This is a genomic window from Rhodococcus sp. BS-15, from assembly GCF_000813105.1.
In the GTDB taxonomy this organism is placed as follows: domain Bacteria; phylum Actinomycetota; class Actinomycetes; order Mycobacteriales; family Mycobacteriaceae; genus Rhodococcoides.
In genome coordinates this window covers 1-19530 of sequence record NZ_BAOX01000002.1, presented here as the reverse complement: position 1 = coordinate 19530, position 19530 = coordinate 1, and the positions used below count along the sequence as shown (strand labels likewise).

The 19530-nt window shown below is 63.1% G+C and carries 14 protein-coding genes, 1 tRNA gene and 5 pseudogenes; 12 read left to right on the top strand and 8 right to left on the bottom strand.

What is annotated here, in order from left to right; genetic code table 11:
* The first annotated feature begins 27 nt into the window (after positions 1-27).
* The 10 genes and pseudogenes from RHBS_RS00490 to RHBS_RS00455 all read left to right on the top strand — a co-directional run bounded on the left by RHBS_RS00490 (position 28) and on the right by RHBS_RS00455 (position 10176).
* Positions 28-1493 (top strand): annotated as a pseudogene (locus tag RHBS_RS00490) (alanine/glycine:cation symporter family protein).
* Positions 1494-1580: 87 nt separating this feature from the next.
* Complete coding sequence (locus RHBS_RS00485; protein WP_128644539.1) at positions 1581-3185, top strand: DASS family sodium-coupled anion symporter; 1605 nt, start codon at positions 1581-1583, stop codon at positions 3183-3185.
* A 186-nt stretch (positions 3186-3371) separates the two neighbouring features.
* A complete protein-coding gene (locus RHBS_RS00480; RefSeq protein WP_128644538.1) occupies positions 3372-5435 on the top strand; it encodes an AMP-binding protein in 2064 nt (687 codons plus the stop codon).
* Between the two features lie 547 nt (positions 5436-5982).
* On the top strand, positions 5983-6240 hold the full coding sequence (locus tag RHBS_RS00475; protein ID WP_128644537.1) for a hypothetical protein: 258 nt from the start codon (positions 5983-5985) through the stop codon (positions 6238-6240).
* 50 nt (positions 6241-6290) lie between these two features.
* Entirely contained in the window at positions 6291-6740 is a 450-nt protein-coding gene (locus RHBS_RS00470) for a carboxymuconolactone decarboxylase family protein (protein ID WP_128644536.1), read from the top strand.
* Between the two features lie 170 nt (positions 6741-6910).
* Positions 6911-7309, top strand: coding sequence for a DNA-formamidopyrimidine glycosylase family protein (locus tag RHBS_RS29980; protein WP_237668887.1), 399 nt, complete (start codon positions 6911-6913; stop codon positions 7307-7309).
* A gap of 20 nt (positions 7310-7329) precedes the next feature.
* Positions 7330-7599 (top strand): hypothetical protein, encoded by a 270-nt coding sequence (locus RHBS_RS29975; protein ID WP_306303497.1) that lies wholly within the window; start codon positions 7330-7332, stop codon positions 7597-7599.
* Positions 7600-7673: 74 nt separating this feature from the next.
* Positions 7674-8972: pseudogene (locus RHBS_RS31685) on the top strand (DEAD/DEAH box helicase); the annotation flags it as partial.
* A 161-nt stretch (positions 8973-9133) separates the two neighbouring features.
* Positions 9134-9601 (top strand): helicase-related protein, encoded by a 468-nt coding sequence (locus tag RHBS_RS28545; RefSeq protein WP_237668885.1) that lies wholly within the window; start codon positions 9134-9136, stop codon positions 9599-9601.
* Positions 9601-10176, top strand: a complete 576-nt coding sequence (locus RHBS_RS00455; RefSeq protein ID WP_128644534.1) for a hypothetical protein — start codon at positions 9601-9603, stop codon at positions 10174-10176. The genes RHBS_RS28545 and RHBS_RS00455 overlap by 1 nt, the downstream gene beginning before the upstream one ends.
* A gap of 16 nt (positions 10177-10192) precedes the next feature.
* Here the strand turns inward: RHBS_RS00455 and RHBS_RS00450 are convergent, their stop codons facing one another.
* Both RHBS_RS00450 and RHBS_RS00445 read right to left on the bottom strand, forming a co-directional pair.
* Positions 10193-10657, bottom strand: coding sequence for an SRPBCC family protein (locus RHBS_RS00450; protein ID WP_128644533.1), 465 nt, complete (start codon positions 10655-10657; stop codon positions 10193-10195).
* A 104-nt stretch (positions 10658-10761) separates the two neighbouring features.
* Positions 10762-11130: a helix-turn-helix domain-containing protein gene (locus RHBS_RS00445; RefSeq protein WP_128644532.1), complete on the bottom strand. Its 369-nt coding sequence runs from the start codon at positions 11128-11130 to the stop codon at positions 10762-10764.
* Positions 11131-11209: 79 nt separating this feature from the next.
* On the opposite strand from RHBS_RS00445, the gene RHBS_RS00440 reads away from it, so the two are divergent.
* Entirely contained in the window at positions 11210-11620 is a 411-nt protein-coding gene (locus RHBS_RS00440) for a RidA family protein (RefSeq protein WP_128644531.1), read from the top strand.
* A gap of 58 nt (positions 11621-11678) precedes the next feature.
* On the opposite strand, the gene RHBS_RS00435 is transcribed toward RHBS_RS00440, so the two are convergent.
* Complete coding sequence (locus RHBS_RS00435; protein WP_128644530.1) at positions 11679-13670, bottom strand: TerD family protein; 1992 nt, start codon at positions 13668-13670, stop codon at positions 11679-11681.
* A 181-nt stretch (positions 13671-13851) separates the two neighbouring features.
* Between RHBS_RS00435 and RHBS_RS00430 the strand changes: the two genes are divergently transcribed.
* Positions 13852-14604, top strand: a complete 753-nt coding sequence (locus RHBS_RS00430; protein WP_128644529.1) for a potassium channel family protein — start codon at positions 13852-13854, stop codon at positions 14602-14604.
* Between the two features lie 104 nt (positions 14605-14708).
* Here RHBS_RS00430 and RHBS_RS00425 read toward each other — a convergent pair whose 3' ends face one another.
* The 5 genes and pseudogenes from RHBS_RS00425 to RHBS_RS00405 all read right to left on the bottom strand — a co-directional run.
* Positions 14709-15491, bottom strand: a complete 783-nt coding sequence (locus RHBS_RS00425; protein WP_121869759.1) for a class II aldolase/adducin family protein — start codon at positions 15489-15491, stop codon at positions 14709-14711.
* A 721-nt stretch (positions 15492-16212) separates the two neighbouring features.
* Positions 16213-16286: transfer RNA gene (locus tag RHBS_RS00420), tRNA-Pro, on the bottom strand.
* 85 nt (positions 16287-16371) lie between these two features.
* A pseudogene (gene der, locus RHBS_RS00415) lies at positions 16372-17819 on the bottom strand (ribosome biogenesis GTPase Der).
* A pseudogene (gene cmk / locus RHBS_RS00410) lies at positions 17816-18498 on the bottom strand ((d)CMP kinase). The pseudogenes der and cmk overlap by 4 nt, the downstream one beginning before the upstream one ends.
* A pseudogene (locus RHBS_RS00405) lies at positions 18498-19530 on the bottom strand (pseudouridine synthase); the annotation flags it as partial. The pseudogenes RHBS_RS00405 and cmk, both read right to left, overlap by 1 nt.

Here is a 19530-nt window from a genome sequence, read left to right as displayed (position 1 = left end):
ACACACCGAGCACTCCAGGATGGCACCGTGGATACCGTCAGTTCGATAATCGACTTTCTTGCAGATCGTCTATACAGCGTCTTCCTCATCTACTTGTTGATCGGCGTCGGACTGTACTTCACCGTCCGCACCAAATTCGTTCAAGTTCGACTTCTTCCGTCGATGTTCAAGGCAATCGGCGGATCTCGGTCGAACGCCGAGGGCGGCATCTCGGCGTTCCAGGCCTTCTGTGTCGGCCTGGCGTCCCGAGTGGGTACGGGAAACATCGCCGGCGTCGCCATCGCGATCACTCTCGGCGGACCGGGCGCAATCTTCTGGATGTGGCTGGTCGCAGTGGTCGGCATGGCGACGGCGTTCATCGAGGCGACTCTGGCGCAGATGTACAAGGTGCGCAATCCCGACGGCAGCTTCCGGGGCGGTCCCGCCTACTACATCCAATTGGGTCTGGGTTCGCGTCGATGGGGAATCGTCTTCGCGTGCCTGCTGATCTTTGCTTTCGGCTTCGCGTTCAACATGGTTCAGGCGAACACCATCACCGAATCGTTCTCGTCCACGATGAACATCGATGCGGGCTGGATCGCGGTCTTCCTGGTGGTGCTGTCTGCTCCGATCCTCTTCGGTGGCGTCCGGCGAATCGCGCGGGTGGCCGAATACCTCCTCCCCGTCATGGCGCTGGTGTATGTACTGCTCGCGCTGGTGATCGTGGCGATGAACATCGGCGAGATCCCGACGGTCTTCGGTCAGATCGTCTCCAGCGCATTCGGCCTGAACGAGGCGATCGGCGGGACGACGGGCGGAATCTTGGCCGCCATGCTCAACGGCGTCAAGCGCGGCTTGTTCTCCAACGAGGCGGGCATGGGCAGCGCACCCAACGCCGCTGCGACCGCAACGGTGTCCCATCCGGTGAAGCAGGGTCTGATCCAGTCGCTCGGAGTCTTCTTCGACACCATCGTCATCTGCAGTGCGACAGCGTTCATCATCCTGGTCTCGGGTGTGTACGACATCAGCAACCCGAGCGGGGTGGCGGGCGCGGTTCTGACTCAGGACTCGATCTCCGCTCAGTTGGGGACCTGGACGGCGATTCCGATGACACTGTTGATCTTCACGTTCGCGTTCTCTTCGATCCTCGCAACTATTCGTACGCCGAGATCAACCTCAACTTCCTCGGAGTCGAGGGCAAATTGCTGAACCTGTTGCGCACCATCGTCCTTGCGGCCATCGGCTTCGGCTCCTTGTCCGCGCTGACGACGGTGTGGGCGCTGGCGGACGTCGCCATGGCTGCGATGGCAACCGTGAACCTGGTAGCCATTGCGCTGTTGGGCAAATGGGCCTTCGGCGCGCTGGCGGACTTCGAGGCAATGCGGCGCGAAGGTCGCGACGACAAATTCGTCGGACGCGGCAACAGCTATCTACCGGGCGACCTACCCGGCGACGTGTGGGATCCGGTGCTCGACAACGATTTGGCCGCGAACAAGCCCGACATCGCCCGGTAGGCGACGCAGGCGTCGACGCTGTTCGATTCGGACCTTCTGGACAATTCGCGCGTTAGGGTGATGAAACGTCCACACCGAGGAGGTTCCATGACGCAGGTCGGCGACGAGGAGAAGGCCGGGCGCTCATCCGAAGGCCACGACTTCGACGAAGTGGATCAGAGATCGGCCGGAGAACGCGAAGAGGAAGTTCAACCCGGGCGCCGCAAACGTCAATGGGTCGGGCTCGGCGCAGGAATCCTGTTGGCAATTCTCGTGTACCTGGTTCTCCCCGACGACGTCGCGCATCCAGCGCGGCTGACCGCAGGCACCGCGGTATTGATGGGCATCTGGTGGATGACGGAGGCGGTGCCCATCCCAGCGACCGCGCTGCTGCCCCTCGTCATCTTTCCGGTCTTCGATTCCGATGTCGCCGTCAACGATGTCGGTGCTTCGTACGGCAACAGCATCATCTTTCTGTTCATGGGCGGATTCCTGTTGGCACTGGCCATGCAACGGTGGAATCTGCATCGCCGCATCGCGCTGCTGACGGTCAACGCCATGGGCACGAAGCCCACGATGGTGATCGCCGGGTTCATGATTGCGACAGGCTTTCTGTCGATGTGGGTTTCGAACACCGCCACCGCCGTGATGATGATTCCCATCGGAGTCTCGGTCCTCGTCCTGGTACTCGACATCGGCAAGAAGGCCGGAGCTGTTCCCGGCTCCGACGGTGAAACGACCGCAGACGCCGAGAACATCACTCAGGCCATCATCAAGAGCAACTTCGGCACCGCGCTGATGCTCGGCATCGCCTATGCGGCGTCGATCGGCTCGCTCGGAACCATCATCGGCACTCCACCCAACACCCTGCTGGTGGGTTACCTGGAGGGGCAAGGAATCACGATCGGGTTCCTCCAGTGGATGATCGCCGGCGTTCCGCTCGCCGTGATCCTGCTCGTGATCGCCTGGTTCCTGTTGACCCACGTGATGTTCAAGCCGGAGATCGACGACATCCCCGGTGGCAAACAGCTGATCAGAGGTGAACTCGACGCCCTGGGCAGGATGTCGCAGGGTGAGATCCGGGTCGCGATCATCTTCTGCCTGGCGGCCGTGTCGTGGGTGGGTGTTCCGCTGATCTTCGACGATGCCCCGATCTCCGACACCGGGATCGCCATGACAGCAGCACTGCTGCTGTTCCTGCTGCCCAGCGGAAGCAAGAAGGGCGTCCGCCTGATCGACTGGGAGACCGCCGTCAAGCTGCCCTGGGGCGTGTTGCTGCTGTTCGGCGGTGGGCTCGCCCTGTCGGCCCAGTTCGAGTCCAGTGGCCTGACGGAGTGGATCGGGAGCGTTGCAGGTGGCCTCGACACCATTCCGGTGGTCATGTTGGTCGTCGTCGCCACGGCCGCGATCATCTTCCTGACCGAAATCACCAGCAATACCGCGACGGCGGCGACGTTCCTTCCGGTCGCAGGTGGCGTCGCGATGGGCATGAACATCGACATTCTGGTCCTGACCGTCCCCGTAGCGCTTGCGGCCACCTGCGCGTTCATGTTGCCCGTGGCGACTCCGCCGAACGCGGTGTCCTACGCCAGTGGCTACATCACGATCGGCCAGATGATGCGAGGCGGCTTCTGGCTCAATCTGATCGCCATCTCACTGATCACCATCGCCGCGTACACCGTCTTCGCGTGGTCGCTCGGCATTCAGTTCTGACGCTCACCACAGAAGAAATCAGCAATTCGAGACCGACTTCGGCCGATTTCGTGCACACAACCGTGCCCCGGGTTTACGATGACGACTTCATCCAGGCGGATGACCCGTTCCAGGTGCGCGCCGCCATCCCCTGGTCGGTACTGTGTCGGCGTTGCTGTCGACTCGGCAAGGTACGGGGGGTGGGGCATGGTCTCGGACGTCATCGACTGCAGCACGGTCTTCGCACACGACATCGAGCAGGTGTGCGGAGTCTTGAGCGCGGTCGAGTTGTTCCCGCGCTACTTCCCCGGGCTCGACCACTGCATGCTCCGTGAATCCACGGCCGGCTACCTGTGCGGAGTCAACGGTGTCGAGCACGCCCTCGACCTGGTGGTGAACAGACGAAACCGGCCGATCATCACCATCGAGCATGTCGAGTCCGGCGGATTCGTGAGATTCACCCTCACTGCGCGCTCGGCCGGCGAGACGAAGATCGATGTCACCGTGTTCAGAGCGGGGCTCGGCGGGTCCTACTCACCCCAACCCGAGCACAACCGCGCCGTCGTCGATTGGGTCATGGGCGGTCTGCGCCGACTGGAGAACTCCCTGTCCGGCACCTCGACGTCGATCGTGACCAACACCGGGGATTCGCGGTCGCTACCGCTGGCGATCATGAAGACGATGGTGGGAACCGGCGTCATTCGTGCTGCACGTCCCGACCGTGCGTACAGGCAGCTGAACTCACTGGCGAAGTGGGGCTTCACTCTGGGCGGTGGTTTCGCAGCCGCTGCAGCGAAGTCCCCGAACGAGATCGCCTTGATCGACGACCGAGGTACACGGACCTTCGCAGAGATCCACCACCGATCGCACCGTATCGCGGCAGGTCTCGACGCGTCCGGAATCAGTCCGGGAAGCACCGTCGGAATTCTGGCCCGCAACCACTCGGCGATGATCGAGTGCACCGTCGCGTGCGGCATGCTCGGAGTCGAGGTGGTCCTTCTCAACACCGGTCTCGCTGCCCGCCAGATCGAGACGATCGCCGCCCGCCACCAGCTCCGAATGCTGTTCGTCGACGACGAGTTCGACTCGATGGTGCGCTACCTGCCCGAGAACGTCACCCGTGTGAGCCTGTCGTCCCATACCGCCGTTCCGCGTCGGCGCACCCTCGAACACTTCGTCGCAGCACCGTCCGTCACGTTCGCGAGGCCGGATCGCCCTGGGTCGGTGGTCGTGCTGACCTCCGGAACCAGCGGGTCACCCAAAGGTGCGGTTCGTCCCACGCCGAAGGGCTTCGGAACAGTGGCAGCCATGCTGTCGCGCATGCCTCTTCGGATGAACGAGAGGATGTTGATCGCGGCACCGATGTTCCACAGCTGGGGGCTGGCGGCACTGCAGATCAGCACTCCGTTGCGCGCCACGGTGGTTCTCCAGGATCGATTCGATCCAGAGGACTGTCTGCGCGCGATCGAGGCGCGCAGATGTACCTCGTTGATCGCGGTTCCGATCATGCTGCAGCGGATACTCGACCTGCCCGACGAGGTTCGAGCACGTTACGACACCTCGAGCCTGCGGGTCGTCGCGTGCAGTGGGTCGGCATTGACCGGATCGACCGTCAGCCGTTTCATGGATGTCTTCGGTGACGTCCTCTACAACTTCTACGGTTCCACCGAGGTCTCGTGGGCCACGATCGCGACCCCCGAAGACCTGCGCGCAGCCCCCGCCACCGCCGGCCGCCCTCCCCTGGGTACGACGGTCGCCGTGCTCGACGCGAACGGTACTGCCGTTCCGGTCGGAACCCTCGGCCGAATATTCGTCGGCAACGACATGTTGTTCGACGGCTACACAAACGCCGAACCGCCGTCGACGGCGTCCGCCCGCGGAGCTGCCCTGATGGACACCGGCGATCTCGGGTACATCGACTGCAACGGACGGCTGTTCGTCTGTGGCAGGGACGACGAGATGATCATCTCGGGAGGCGAGAACGTCTTTCCCGGCCCCGTCGAGGATGCCATCGCCAATCTTCCTCAGGTCGGCGAGGTCGCGGTCGTCGGTGTGCCCGACCCTGAATACGGGCAGCGTTTGGCCGCCTTCGTCGTCGGCCGCGGATCGGCAGGCCTCGACGCGGACATGGTGCGCGCCTACATCCGAAATCGGTTGAGCCGCTTCTGCGTTCCACGCGACATCACGTTCCTCGACGAACTGCCCCGAACCGCGACCGGCAAGGTGATCAAGAGAATGCTGATCGAACCGCCTACCGCCGCTGGAACGTAACCTTCATTCGAAGGCTCGGCCGCGATGCACGCTCCGGCCACTCTCGATGCCGACGAGCGCGAGTTGCACCGCGACCGGACCCCCATCTCGACGACGAAGCTCTCCTTGCGCTGCAGCTTCTGGGCACCCTCGCCGCCCACGGACACCTCTCGAAGTTGCTCGATCGCCACCTCCTTCTTTCGTGCCACGGATTGCACTTACTGTCTCAGTTGCTTAACTATTCAGAATCTGAGACTGTTGTTCGCGGACACGGGAGGAGAGCGAATCGCTATGTCGAGGGCATCGGAAGACCCCCGAGAGGGAAGTACGGCGCAAGAACGAGGCGCGCATTCTTCCTTTCTTCAGCTGTTTCTCGAAGCAACGCGCGCAGAACAAGCCTCCGACGACATACAGACTTCGCGCGACGACCGTGACGGTGGGCCGGTTTCTCCGCGCTGAGCAGATCGACCGACACCGTGTGTCCTGGTTTCGTCCCCCGGAGTCGCTCCCATGCCCGATAATCGATAGCGACCGGTCGGGTTTACGACGGTGAGGATCGGAGACTGCTATGGACACAGCGTTGGCGCTGGTTGCCGTAATCGCCGGGTTCGCCGTCGTTCTGGGTGTCTTCGTTGTCATCGCGCGCATACTTCGCTCGCGCATGCGGCGCGGTCGTTTCCACGGAATCGACAGTGCTGTCGGAGGATCGGCCTACATGGCTCGCCACGCGAAAGTGGGATCGCCCCACCCGATCACGGTGATCCACGCACGAACACCGAACAGATCGAACCGTAGCCGAGTTCCCCTCCGCCTTCTGCTCCACTGAAACCCCCTGCCATGATCTGTCGACGACGCAGACGACGGAGAGGGAACACCATGATCGACGACGAGGCGGCCAATAGGAACAGGGGACCGCGCTTCGAGGACGGACTCGAGGTCCGTCGGAACGTGATGGGCGAAGAGTACGTCGACAAAGCGTTCGCCAATGCCTCCAGCACTGACTCCGCTGCACTGCAAGACTTCGTCACCGACACCGTGTGGGGCGGCGTGTGGACGCGTCCCGGTCTCGATCACCGCAGCCGGAGCCTGCTCAACCTCGGAATCCTCATCGCGTTGCGCGCCCACGAGGAACTCGCAGGACACGTGCGTGGAGCTCTCCGCAACGGCCTCACCCGAACCGAGATCGCCGAAACCGTCGTCCATACAGCGGGGTACTGCGGTGCGCCTGCTGCGCTGGCGGCGATGCGCGTCGTGCAGAAGGTGCTCGACGCCGAACTGGGTCCACTGATGCCCGAAGGTGACATTAACGCGTCGAACGACCGTTGACCGCACCCGCGTATAGTGCCCACGAATCGGGTACACCGGATGAATGCCGGAACTACCCGAAGTGGAAAACGCCCGACAGGTCGTCGAAAAGGCTCTAGGTCGCGTCATCGTCGACATCGACGACACCGACACGTTCGAGTGCCGACCGCACATGCCAGGCGATATTGCCCGTGCTGACGGGCGGGAAACTCACCGAGGCGCGTCGACGCGGCAAGGCGATGTGGTGCGAAACCGTCACGGCCGACGGCTCGAGCGGCCCGACGTTGGGCATTCACCTCGGCATGGGTGGACGCGTCATCGTCACCGCTCCCGACGGTGAGCGCACCTCGCAGTACGGAGGTGGCGATCCTCATGTCGGTGAGCGCCCGACCGACAAGCCGGAGTGGACGCGCTTCTCCATGACGTTCGACGACGGGGGGCAGCTCCGACTGTTCGACAAGCGCCGCCTCGGCCGGGTTCGACTCGAACCCGACATCGACGCTCTCGGTCCGGACGCCGCGGAGATCGGTCGCGACGACTTCCGCCACCGAATCGGTTCCAGCGGTGCACCTCTCAAGCACGACTGCTAGACCAAGCCGCGATAGCGGGAGTGGGCAATCTACTGGCCGACGAGGTGCTCTGGCAGAGCGGGCAATCCCCGTCCAGGCGAGCCAAGACGCTCACGACGGAGGAGCTCGACGAACTGCGCGTTGTTCTGCGCCGCGCGATCCGATCAGCGATAAAGAAGGGTGGGGTACACACCGGGGAGATCATTCCGTTCCGAAAAGCGGACGCGGCGTGCCCTCGCTGTGGTGCGCCGATGACTCGCGGTACGGTGGGCGGCCGCACGACATGGTGGTGTTCTCGCGAGCAATCCTGAACCGGTCCATCGCGTGAATCATTCTCGATGGCACTGTAGGACAGTAATTTTCGGAAAAGTCAAGCTGATTCCGGATGCGGCACAATGCCACCGGACGGCGTACGGTGTTGGCAGCTTCGGACCCAGCCGAGGCAGCGAACTTCGCCGGAGAGTGCATGCTTTCGACCGCCGACACAGACCCAGCTCCGCACGTTACCTATCTGCCGCACCGTCATTGTTTCGCCGTCTGGCACAGCACACCGGGGGCGACGCCTGTAGGTGAGACCACTCCCGTCGAGCTTGCGATTCCCGGCGCGGACGGAACCGTTGCCGTGCGCACTGTGCGCGCGCGACTCGTGGCAGCGAACCTCGGCGAGCTCCGAACCGCAACCAGCTCTGCGGTAGGTCGATCGGCACGCGGATGGTTGGCGATCCTGAACCACGTCGAGCACAATCCCGACGTGAGCGGACTTCCGCCAGCGCTCGTCGATGCACTCCCGCCTGCGGCGCACGCGGTTCCCAACGCAGGCGGGTCGAGCCTGTCGACGGCACACGGTGCCGCTGACGCACTCCGCGCCAGCCCGTTCCTGCAGAACCATCTGCTCGAACGTGCCTCGGCCTTCACGCCCAGGCCCTATCAAGTGCACGGTGCCGCCTGGATGCCGACCGTTCACGAGGTCGGAGGCGGCGGAATCCTCGCCGACGAGATGGGGCTGGGCAAAACGCTCCAGGCCATTGCGCACATGATCGTCGGAGCACGGCGAGGCGAGGGCAGCTACCTTGTCGTTTGCCCGACGTCGTTGATCAGCAACTGGAGACGAGAAATCGAGAACTTCTCCGACGGCGAATTGGTCGTCAACGTGTACCGCGGACCGTCTCGCACCCTCGAGCAATGCGCCGCCGCGGGCTCGGTGACAGTCACCGGGTACCCCACCCTGCGCACCGACACAGACCGATTGACCGAAATATCCTGGAGCACAGTGTTCTTCGATGAAGCGCACGTCATGAAGAACTCCCGGACCAAGATTGCTCGCGCAGCGCGTCGGCTGAATTCGACCACACGCATCGCCTTGACCGGCACTCCCGTCGAGAACCGCATGGACGAACTCTGGGCCTTGATCGATCTCACCAATCCAGGTTTGCTCGGAACACGAGCTCGGTTCACCCGACGATTCTCGGCACCCATCGAGCAGGGAGGATCGGCGGCCGCACTCGCACAACTGTCGAACGCGATCGCGCCGGTCGTTCTTCGCCGGACGAAGGCCGAGGTTGCAACAGATCTGCCGCCGAAGAACCACATCGATGTTCTGTGTCCGATCTCGAATGAGCAAGCACTGCTGTACAACTCGGCCGTGGAGGAAGCATTCGATACCGGTTTCGGCACCGACCGCGGACGAGGAACAGCAGTGCTGGCGCTACTCACCCGGCTCAAGTTGATCTGTAATCACCCAGCCTCGTCAACGGAGACTTGGCGCGGCTTGCTGATCGGTCCGGCAAACTCGACAGGCTCACCGACATCGTCGAGGAAATCGCCGAATCCTCGCGAGCTGCGCTCGTGTTCACTCAGTACCGCCGGACCGGGGAAATCCTGGCGGAGCATCTCGAAGGCCTCATCGGAGCCCCGATTCCGTTCTTCCACGGCGGGCTCGACGTGGACAAGCGCGACAAGATGGTCGACCGATTCCAGAACAGCGACCGATCACCCGTCATGATTCTCAGTCTGAGGGCGGCGGGGTACGGCCTCAATCTCACCCGCGCCAGCACAGTAATTCACTACGACCGATGGTGGAACCCCGCGGTCGAGGCGCAAGCTACCGACCGGGTGCACCGAATCGGACAGAAGTCACAGGTAACGGTCATGGCACTCACGACGGAGGGAACACTGGAGGAGCACATCGCATCACTCCATACCCGCAAGAAGGCGATCGCTGGTTTGACCGAGAGCAACAACGAGTCGGCTCTGGCGGCGCTCGACGACTCGACGTTGCGCGAGACGCTGTCGCTGAGGGCGGTGTCGCGCTGATGGCCACCACACCGCAGCCCGCAGCATTCGGGTCGACGCCGTGGGGGAAGGACTGGATCCGGCGAGTGGAACCCATCGCCGTCACCCGGCCGAACCCGATGCTCCCGCGGGCACGCAGCCTGGTACGCAACGATGCAGTTGCCGTGGATCACAACAAGGTAGGCGAGTTTCGATGCGTCGTGTCCGCGGGCAAGAAGAGCGAGACGGCTGTGCTCTCACTCCCCCGATATTCGGCGACGGAACGGAAGTCGGTGCTGCGCATTCTTGCCCGCCACGCGCGCGGGGGTGCAACCAGCGGTGACCTCCCCGACGAGGTCCACGCCGAACTGACAGCGAGCAAACTGTCGCCGGTCCCCGACGCCACCGAAACGTCCTGCACCTGCTCCGGAAGAATCGATCCGTGCCTCCACGTGAGCCGCTACCTATGCCATCGGTCTGATCGTCGATCAGATGCCGACGTCGGCATTGGCCGTCCGTGGAGTCGACCTGTCGGCTACATCTGGGCCGGCGGACTTTCCTCGACGCTGGATGCCGATCGAGACTGTCGACACCACAGCGTTCTTCGGCTGACCTGAAACCTGCGGCCTGAACTCAGGACGTCGCTTCGACTGCCAGTCGAGCGAGTGTGTCGTTCAACTGATCCTCGGTGACCAGCGGAAACTTGATCTGCTGGAGCAACTTCTTGTCCGTGACCTTGGACCAGTCGTAGGTGTGGCGCACCAGCGTCTCGTTGGGGCCCTGAGATTCGAGCTCCCACAGCCACTCCCATCCGGGAGGCTCGTTGCCTGCGGGTGCCGTCTTCCATGCGACCAGCTTGTCCTTGATGTAGCCGGTCACGTGGTTGTCGGTCTGGTACTCGCCGCCCATGTGATCGCCCTGCATGTTCATCGTGAACTTCTCGCCGACCTTCTGAATCCGGTCGGCGTGGTCCACGCTGCGTACGAAGCCCGATCCATCGAGCGCCTGATGCCGCTCGGGATTGGACAGGACGTCGAAAACAGCGTCGACGGGTGCCTCGATGGTGCGTTCCACTGTCAGCTTTGCGTTATCTGTCATATCTTCTCTGTGCCCAGAGTTCGGCACCTTCAACCGCATCGTCGCTCGTCGGTCATCTGCCGTTCGGGTCACACCGAGTCTCTAGTTGCCGACTCGGACCGTCGTCAGAGAAGGTCGAAGTCCGCGCGAGCTCGTTCGATCTCCGGCATATGGTCGTTGGCCCACTGCAAGATGACATCGATCGGCGTCCGAAGCGTCTTCCCCAGTCGCGTGATTCGGTACTCGACGGCGACGGGACGCGAACTGAGCAGGACCCTTTCGACAATTCCGTTTCGTTCGAGTTTGCGCAATGTCGCGGTGAGCGATTTCTGTGTCACGTTCGGGATCGCGCGACGCAGTTCGTTGAAGCGGGAAGGTTGTTCGCAGAGCTCGTTGAGTACGGCCAGCGACCATTTGTCGAGTACCTGATCGAGCAGCTCGCGGTGGGGTGCGCTGATGGTGAGTTCGTCCTGCGCGGCCGAGGTATCGGTCATGAAACCACGTCTCCTTGAAGTGACTTTCGTGTACCAGGTATCAATGTTATACCTAGCCGCAACCACCGAGGAGAAGTCGATGTCCGTCATCTATTCCAGTCCGGAGGGCATGACTCAGCACGTGCCGTACCACCATGTCGCCGTAGGTACCGGAACGCGCCACGTACACGTCAGCGGCCAGATCGCACGCCTCGTCGACGGTGCCCCGGTGGCCCCTGGCGACCTTGCGGGTCAGGTTGCACAGGCGCTGAGAAACACCGCCATCGGATTGGCAGGTGCGGGCGCGACATTCAGCGACGTGGTGCGGTTGACGTTCAATGTCACCCATTGGGCACCGGAGAAGATCGCCGAGTTCATGGCAGGTGTCGAACAGGTGGCCGTCGAGATCGGACTTCCGACTCCCATGCCGCCCGCCTCGCTCATCGGAGTCGACTACCTCTTCGAACCGGACGTACTCGTGGAGGTCGAGGCAACAGCAATCCTCGACTGAATTTCACTGCGGGCCCGGATTCATGGAGACGCCGTGGGCTACTCGTGCAGCCGGGCGCTCAGTCGTCCGCGTTGTCAGTGGACGACGACTCCGGGGCCGACGGGACCCATGGCTTCAGAGGTTGCACGACGTCGCGGTAGAAGGCGTCGAGACCGTCGGTCACGCTACCGATGAAGCTGGCCGCAGATCCGGAGCGCTTGCTACCCATCTTGGTCGGTGACGTCAGCGTGAAGTACTGCAGTTCGCTGATCCGGCCTGCGGTCAACGATTTGGTATCCGCTCGCACGGTCGCCAAGTTCTCGCAGGATATTTCGCCTGGGTCTGAGAACACGGCTTCGACCAGGATGTCGGCGGGAGCGTTCTTCAATTGCTTGAGCAGCCATGCTGCTCGTCGGAGCGCGGTCCCGTCGGTCGGTGCGTCGATAGCGGTGCTGCACTGGATCTTGTTGGTACGCAGGTCCGCTTCGACAGTGACATCTCCGGCGGCATCCGGAATCCGCAACGTGGCCGAGAGGCACCCGGAGGAAACGAGCTGCTCGACGATGTACTCGTTGCGTGCCTGGGGATCTCCGCTGAACTTCCTCGGAAGGTGATGCTTCACCGGAACGCCGAGATCGGCAGTCATCCGCAACGCCAGGTGCCTGGACAGCGACGCCCACGTGTTCGCCACCGACAAGGCCTTTACATCACTGGAGCGGAGGGTTCCGGCGGTGACGGAGTCGCGAACAGCAACCCAGTGGCGACCCATATCGACGAACTCCGTCGCGCCGGACTTCGGATGCGTCAGATACCGGACGAATTCGCTCAGAATCCACACCTGCAATGAATCTGCAAGGTCGCCGTGCGACAACAACATTCGGGCCTCGTGAATGACCTCGGACCACGAGATATGCCGCAGCGATACCTTGTTCAGCTTGGTCTTGTTCACCTGGATCGGGAGCTCACCGGCGGAGGCCGGTATGTCGTTGGACAAACTCAGCACGGTCTCGTACCTGTGACGTTTCGCGACGTCGAGGTAGTTCTCGAGCTGCTCCTTCTGTAGCTTGCCGGTGCCGGTCTTCACTTCCAGCAACGCGGTCCACACTTGACCCGCGCGCGATACCCGAAACACACCGTCGGGGATGACCTTGCCCTCGCCCTTGGCGAACTGCACTTCGAGGTAGCCCTCGAAGGGACCGGACGGCGCGCCGGCATGTGCGCAGATTGCGCGAGCGAACGGACGAACCGCCTGCATCGTCGCGATCAGTGCCGAGGTGGCCCTCTTCTCCTGCTCCTCACCGGATCCGACACCGGCAACGGAGAACAGGCGAGCCGTCTGCCAGCCTTCTCCCCCTGCCAAGGTGAACTGCGGCGGCGTGACCTTTTTGGCAACCGGCTTCTTGGTGCGTACCCCGCGTTTCGGCGGTTCGACGTCGACAACCGAGACGTCGACGATCTCACCGGTCGTGTCGACTGCCTGCACACGCGAGTCAGCGACCTCGACAACGACCACATCGTTCGCTGCCGCTTCCGGCTCGGTGTCGTCGACGTCGACGCCGAAGTCCTGCGCCAAACCACCCAACCCGGATTCCCAGCCCTGCCCGACCGCGCGTAATTTCCACGCGCCGTTTCTCCGGTAGACCTCCCCGAACACCAACGCTCGTTCCGAGGACGCATCGGCGGTGAGGAACTCCCCGAGCACCGAACCGGTTTGATCCCGCACCTGCATCGACAGTTTCCCGAATTCACCCAACGGAACATCATCGGAGCTACCCGCGATGACCACCTTGTCGACTTCTGCTGCGAGAGAATCGAGATGGATCGACACTCGTTCCTGTTTGCCTTCGTCGGTGCTACTGCTCCCGCGGTAACGAACGGACGCGTCCGCGGACTCCGGCTGGTTGTAGAAGACGAAGTCTGCATCGGACCGAACGTGCCCGCTCGAATTCACCAGCAATGCAGACGCATCGAGATCTCGCTCCGGGTCTACCCAGGACACGATGACATCCAGTTCGGTCACGTCGTCCGGCAGAGAAATGTTCTGGCCCTTGACGAGAATGGGTGAACTCACGCGGACACGCTCCTGTCGGACAAATCGGACTCCGACTGCTCACCCTATGCACCGCGTGGCAATGTGAGTCGTCCTCGCTCGACATTCATTCATTCGACCTACCGACCGCCCGGCGCAATCTAGGCCGCGCATTGAAATGGGTCAGGCCAGGCCCCGCGGTCCCGCAGTACAGTCCGAGCCCATGAACTATCGGCAATGGGAGCGAGCAACCGAATGGCCGCTCGCCGGATCGGCTCTGACGTTCCTGGCGATCTACACCTGGACCGTGCTGAGTCAACCGACCGGCACGGCCGCACGCGTCGCCGAGTACGCAATCCTCGCGATCTGGGCCTTGTTCGGGATCGACTACCTGGTACGACTGGCCCTTGCCGATCAACGGGCGCGCTGGTTCGTTCGGCATCTGCACGAACTCGCAATTGTGGCGCTGCCGATGCTGCGCCCACTGAGACTGCTTCGGCTTCTCACCTTGGTCAGTTTGCTGCAACGCTCCATCGGCGGCGCGCTCCGTGGGCGGGTAGTGACTTACGCCGTCGCCGGAACCGCAGTGCTGGTTTTTGTTGCGTCACTCGCGATGTTCGACGCCGAACGCGCAGCACCGGGCGGGAGTATCAAGACGTTCCCCGACGCCTTGTGGTGGGCAACCGCGACGGTCACGACAGTCGGCTACGGGGACTACTCGCCCACCACAGCGACGGGCCGCTTCATCGCCGTCGGACTGATGGTGGCAGGCATCGCCTTGCTCGGTGTCGTCACAGCCACCTTGGCGTCCTGGCTCGTCCAAAAGGTGGCCGAACAGGACGACGCGAACCAGGCGGCGACGCAGCACCAGGTTGCGGAGCTGACCTCCCAAATTGCAGCGCTGCGAACCGAACTCGCGTTGCGACCCGACACGCGATGTTCGGCGGTGTCTTCGGCACCCGATGGCAAACAGTAGACAGAAAACCGCCGATCGAAGTAGAACCGTTTTCAGATGCCGGGAAGCCGCGTCGCTGAGCGGGGTTTCGGCTGTTCGGACGGAGACCGCGTCGCTGATGTCGTTCAGTCCATCAGCTCCGGGTGCTGCGCAACGATTCGGTCGTACATCGGCTGGAACTGGAACCACCCCGCGTACTCGAGACCCACCTGGTTGTACGTCAGCTTCGCCGTCACGTCATCCAACGGTTTCGGTTCACCCGCCGCCATGGCGATGAGCTGTGCCTGACTGGATCGCTCCATTGTGATGAACCACCATGCCGCGGAGTCCACGGTCCGACCGACCGTGAGCAGACCGTGGTTCGACAGCACAATCGCCTTGCGCTGACCGAGCGCCGCACCAATTCTCCTGCCCTCTTCCAACTCTGCAACGACACCCGTGTAGTCGTCGAACACGGCGTGGTCGTCGTAGAACGCGCAGGCGTCCTGAGTCAGAGGTGCCAGCCCCATCCGCAAACTCGACAGCGCTTTGCCGTACAACGAATGTGCGTGAGCGGCCGCAACCACGTCCGGTCGAGCCGCGTGCACCTGGGAGTGGATGACGAACGCCGCACGGTTCACCGGACGATTGCCTTCGACGATCTGACCCTCGTGATCGACCAGGATCAGATCGCTCGATTTGATCATGCTGAAATGCATACCGAAGGGGTTGACCCAGAAGTGGTCTGTCTTCTCTGGGTCACGAGCGGTGATATGCCCCGCCACCCCTTCGTCGAATCCGCACTGACTGAAGAGCCGGAAAGCGGCCGCCAGTCGTTGCTTTCGGTGCTGCCGTTCGTCGTCGACCGACTCGAAAACGGGCGGAGCGGGTACGTCGATTCCTGGGCGGGTCTGTGCCAGTTCGGACATCGTGTTCCTTCGAGTCGCAGGTGTCGTTTCCGCGCGCTACCTCAGGGCATGGTCGACGCGTAGCGGACGTTCCGCATGACAAACCCTCGCATCGAAACATCACCGCTCGGTCATGCTTCAGTTCTACACCCGCGAGTCGCACGTTGAATCGCGAAAGCCCATAAGCAATACGATGTGCCTCTTGCAGCCCCGGAGTGGTGACATCCGCTGATATTCGTAGCTTCTCGGTCGCAGGGTCATCGGCTGTCCACCACGCGGAGCTGTCCGAACGGTTCGTTGCACCACCTGCAGCTCGCGTCGACGTAGTCGTGGCCGTCTTCACGTTCGCACTCATCCACTGCGCACCCGCTGCCGCATGAGAGCATCTGGCCACACCGGCACCGCTCGCCGTCACACCCAGGGTGATGAAGCGCTCCCGGTGGGGTGCGGCAGTCGTGACACTTGCTCCTCCCGTTCCGTATTCGACTGGGCCGCCGAGTACAACCCACCGAATCGAGCATCTCCAGATCGCACGCCATGCACATCGCCATGCCGTGCAGAGTCGCACAGGCACCGACAGCAGAATTCTTCGAAGTTTGCGCTTGACGCGTCGCTACGCCCCGGCAAGTTCATATCCACGAGTTCGAGACCATCACCTGGACAGACCGGTGACAGTCACGCGACGCTCAGACGAAAAAAGCGGCCCCAAATTTCTTCGGAACCGCCTTTGAACTGCAATGTGTCGGGCTGACAGGATTTGAACCTGCGACCACTTGACCCCCAGTCAAGTGCGCTACCAAGCTGCGCCACAGCCCGCCGCGCCTCGAAAGGCGCTTGCTGAGATTACCCCAGCCCTACCCCTGAGAGGAAATCGCCTGCTCAGGGGCGGGGTCGGGCTACATCAGCGGTTGTTGCCCTTGCCTGGCCGTTCCCGCTTCTCGCGGATTCGTACCGAGACGCGCACGGGGCTGCCGTCGAAGTTGAACTCCTCACGCAGACGCCGCTCGATGAATCGGCGGTAGCCGGCCTCGAGGAAGCCGGTGGTGAACAGCACGAACGTCGGCGGCCGGGTGCTGGCCTGCGTCGCGAACATGATGCGCGGAAGACGTCCGCCACGCATCGGCGGCGGAGTGGCCGCCACGACCTCCTTGAGCCAGGTATTCAACCTGCCGGTGGGCACACGCTTGTCCCACGACTCCAGAGCAGTCTCGAGCGCAGGCACGAGCTTCTGCACCGCTCGGCCCGTCTGCGCCGAGATGTTCACTCGCTGCGCCCACGGCACCCGGGCGAGATCGCGGTCGATCTCCTTTTCGAGCTGCTGACGACGATCGTCGTCCACCAGGTCCCACTTGTTGAACGCCAACACCAACGCGCGGCCGGCATCGGCGACCATGCTGAGCACGCGCATGTCCTGCTCCGAGATCACCTCGGAGGCATCGAGAAGGAGAATCGCGACCTCGGCGGCCTCGATAGCAGACTTCGTCCGCAGTGACGCATAGAACTCGGCACCACTGGCATGGCTGACTCGCTTGCGCAGTCCGGCGGTATCGACGAATCGCCATGTCTTGCCGCCCAATTCGACCAACGAGTCGACAGGATCGACAGTGGTTCCGGCAACATCGTGCACCACCGAGCGCTCGTCACCCGAGAGCTTGTTGATCAGCGACGACTTGCCCACGTTCGGCTTGCCGACCAGAGCGACACGCCTGGGTCCCCCACCGGGGATGCCCTCACGCGGCGTCTCGGGCAAGGCCTCGAGCACACGGTCCAGCAGATCACCGGTACCGCGGCCGTGAGTCGCGGAAACCGACAACGGCTCCCCCAGACCCAGCGACCACAGTGCGGCGACCTCGGACTCGGTGCGTCCGTCGTCGACCTTGTTGGCCACCAACAGAACCGGAGTCTTCGACCGGCGCAGCACTCGCGCCACTGCCTCGTCCGTCGTCGTGGAACCGACACGCGCGTCGACGACCAACAGGATCGCGTCGGCGGTGTGCATGGCCAATTCGGCTTGGCGCGCAACGGATGCCTGCAGACCCTTGGCGTCGGGTTCCCAACCGCCGGTGTCCTGCACCAGGAAGCGTCGACCACTCCAGTTCGCCTCGTACGACACGCGGTCGCGGGTGACGCCTGGAACGTCCTCGACCACTGCTTCACGTCGTCCGATGATGCGGTTGACGAGCGTCGACTTGCCGACGTTCGGTCGCCCCACCACGCGAGAGTCGGTACGGCTACGGCATCTTCGCCGTCTTCGCCCTCGTTGAGGTCGACGTACTCCCACTCGCCCTCGTCGCTCCATGTTCCGTCGCCCGCGGTTTCCGCTGCGCCGGAGAAGAATTCTTCACTCACTGCACTGCTCCACTTCTGTCGTTCACCACGAGCAGCAAACGCTCGATCACGCCGTCGAGATCCAGCTCGCTGGTATCGACGATCACCGAATCCTCGGCGGGACGAAGCGGTGACACTGCTCTTGTCGAATCTGCGTGATCGCGTCGTTGCACGTCCGCGAGCACGGATTCGTAGTCGTCTACGCGACCCTGTTCGATGTTCTGCTTGTTGCGACGCTCTGCCCGCGCTTCCGGTGAGGCAGTCAGGAACACCTTCACGTCGCGTCGGGAAGAACGACGGTGCCGATGTCGCGGCCCTCCACAACGATTCGCGTCGACGAGCTCGCAAGGTCGCGCTGCATCTGCACCAACAGCTCGCGCACCGCAGGCACTGCGGACACGGCCGAGACGGCCTTGGTGACTGCGTCGCCGCGGATTTCGCCGCTGACGTCTTCACCGTCGAGCAGAACGGTCTCGGCCAGCGGGTCCTTGCCGATCTCGAGGGGAAGCGCCGCAACAGCTTTCGCAACAGCGTCTGCATCGGTGGGCTCGACGCCCGAGCGCAGCACCCACACCGTCGCGACGCGGTACATCGCACCGGTGTCGAGGTAGCTCGCTTCCAGTGCCGACGCGAGCCGGCGCGATACCGACGACTTACCGGTGCCCGAGGGACCGTCCATCGCAACGACGAGCGCACTCATCACAGGCCCACGGATTCGTAGAGCTTGCCGATCTCGCCGCGACCGAGAACACGCAATGTTCCCGGACGCTGATCGCCGAGCACGATGTTGCCGACATCGGTACGCACGAGGCGTCCGACCGGGAAGCCGACCTTGTCGAACAACCGGCGCACGATGTGCTTGCGGCCCTCGTGCAGGGTCACCTTGACGAGCGACTTGCCGTCCGAGATGTCGAGCAGCTGGAAGCCGTCGACCTTCACCGGGCCGTCGTCGAGGGTGACACCTTCACGGAGCTGCTTGCCGAGCGTGCGGGGAATGGTGCCCGACAACGTCGCGAGGTAGGTCTTCGACACCTCGAACGACGGGTGCATCAGGCGATGAGCAAGATCACCGTCGTTGGTGAAGAGCAACAGACCCTCGGTGTCGGCATCGAGGCGGCCGACGTGGAACAGTCGCTGCCCCGCCTGGACCCGCTCGGAGACGATGTCTCCGACGCACGGGCGTCCCAGATCGTCGGACATGGTGCACTGCCATCCACGCGGCTTGTTCATCGCGAGATGAACCAGTTCTTCCTTCACAACCACGCGAGTGCCGTCGACACGGACCACAGCGATGTTCGGATCGATGCGGATGCCTGTTCGGTGACGATGCGTCCGTCGACCTCGACGCGGCCGTCGGCGATCAGTTCCTCGGCTGCGCGGCGCGATGCGACACCGGCCTGTGCGAGCACCTTCTGCAACCGGACGCCTTCACCGACGGGCACGTGCTTGCGCGGTGAGGAATCGGTGTGCTGATGCTTCGCCGGCTTGGCGTTGCTGATCGTGGTCGACGGAACCTGCTTCTTCTGCGGCTTCGGCGGCTTGGGACGCGAGGGCTTCTTGCGAGGAACGGCGTCGTTGCTGCGATCGTTGACACCGGTCTCGACGGGCGTGTAGTCGATCGATTCGTTCTGCTCGACGCCACGGCGAGGGGCAGGTCGGGCTCCTGCGCGAGGAGCTCCGGTACGGGGCGCGCCTGCGCGAGGTCCCCCGGTGCGGGGAGCTCCGGTGCGCG

Coding starts and splice junctions, on each gene's coding strand:
- RHBS_RS00485 (WP_128644539.1), top strand. CDS start 1,581: ATGACGCAGGTCGGCGACGAGGAGAAGGCCGGGCGCTCATCCGAAGGC.
- RHBS_RS00480 (WP_128644538.1), top strand. CDS start 3,372: ATGGTCTCGGACGTCATCGACTGCAGCACGGTCTTCGCACACGACATC.
- RHBS_RS00475 (WP_128644537.1), top strand. CDS start 5,983: ATGGACACAGCGTTGGCGCTGGTTGCCGTAATCGCCGGGTTCGCCGTC.
- RHBS_RS00470 (WP_128644536.1), top strand. CDS start 6,291: ATGATCGACGACGAGGCGGCCAATAGGAACAGGGGACCGCGCTTCGAG.
- RHBS_RS00455 (WP_128644534.1), top strand. CDS start 9,601: ATGGCCACCACACCGCAGCCCGCAGCATTCGGGTCGACGCCGTGGGGG.
- RHBS_RS00450 (WP_128644533.1), bottom strand. CDS start 10,657: ATGACAGATAACGCAAAGCTGACAGTGGAACGCACCATCGAGGCACCC.
- RHBS_RS00445 (WP_128644532.1), bottom strand. CDS start 11,130: ATGACCGATACCTCGGCCGCGCAGGACGAACTCACCATCAGCGCACCC.
- RHBS_RS00440 (WP_128644531.1), top strand. CDS start 11,210: ATGTCCGTCATCTATTCCAGTCCGGAGGGCATGACTCAGCACGTGCCG.
- RHBS_RS00430 (WP_128644529.1), top strand. CDS start 13,852: ATGAACTATCGGCAATGGGAGCGAGCAACCGAATGGCCGCTCGCCGGA.
- RHBS_RS00425 (WP_121869759.1), bottom strand. CDS start 15,491: ATGTCCGAACTGGCACAGACCCGCCCAGGAATCGACGTACCCGCTCCG.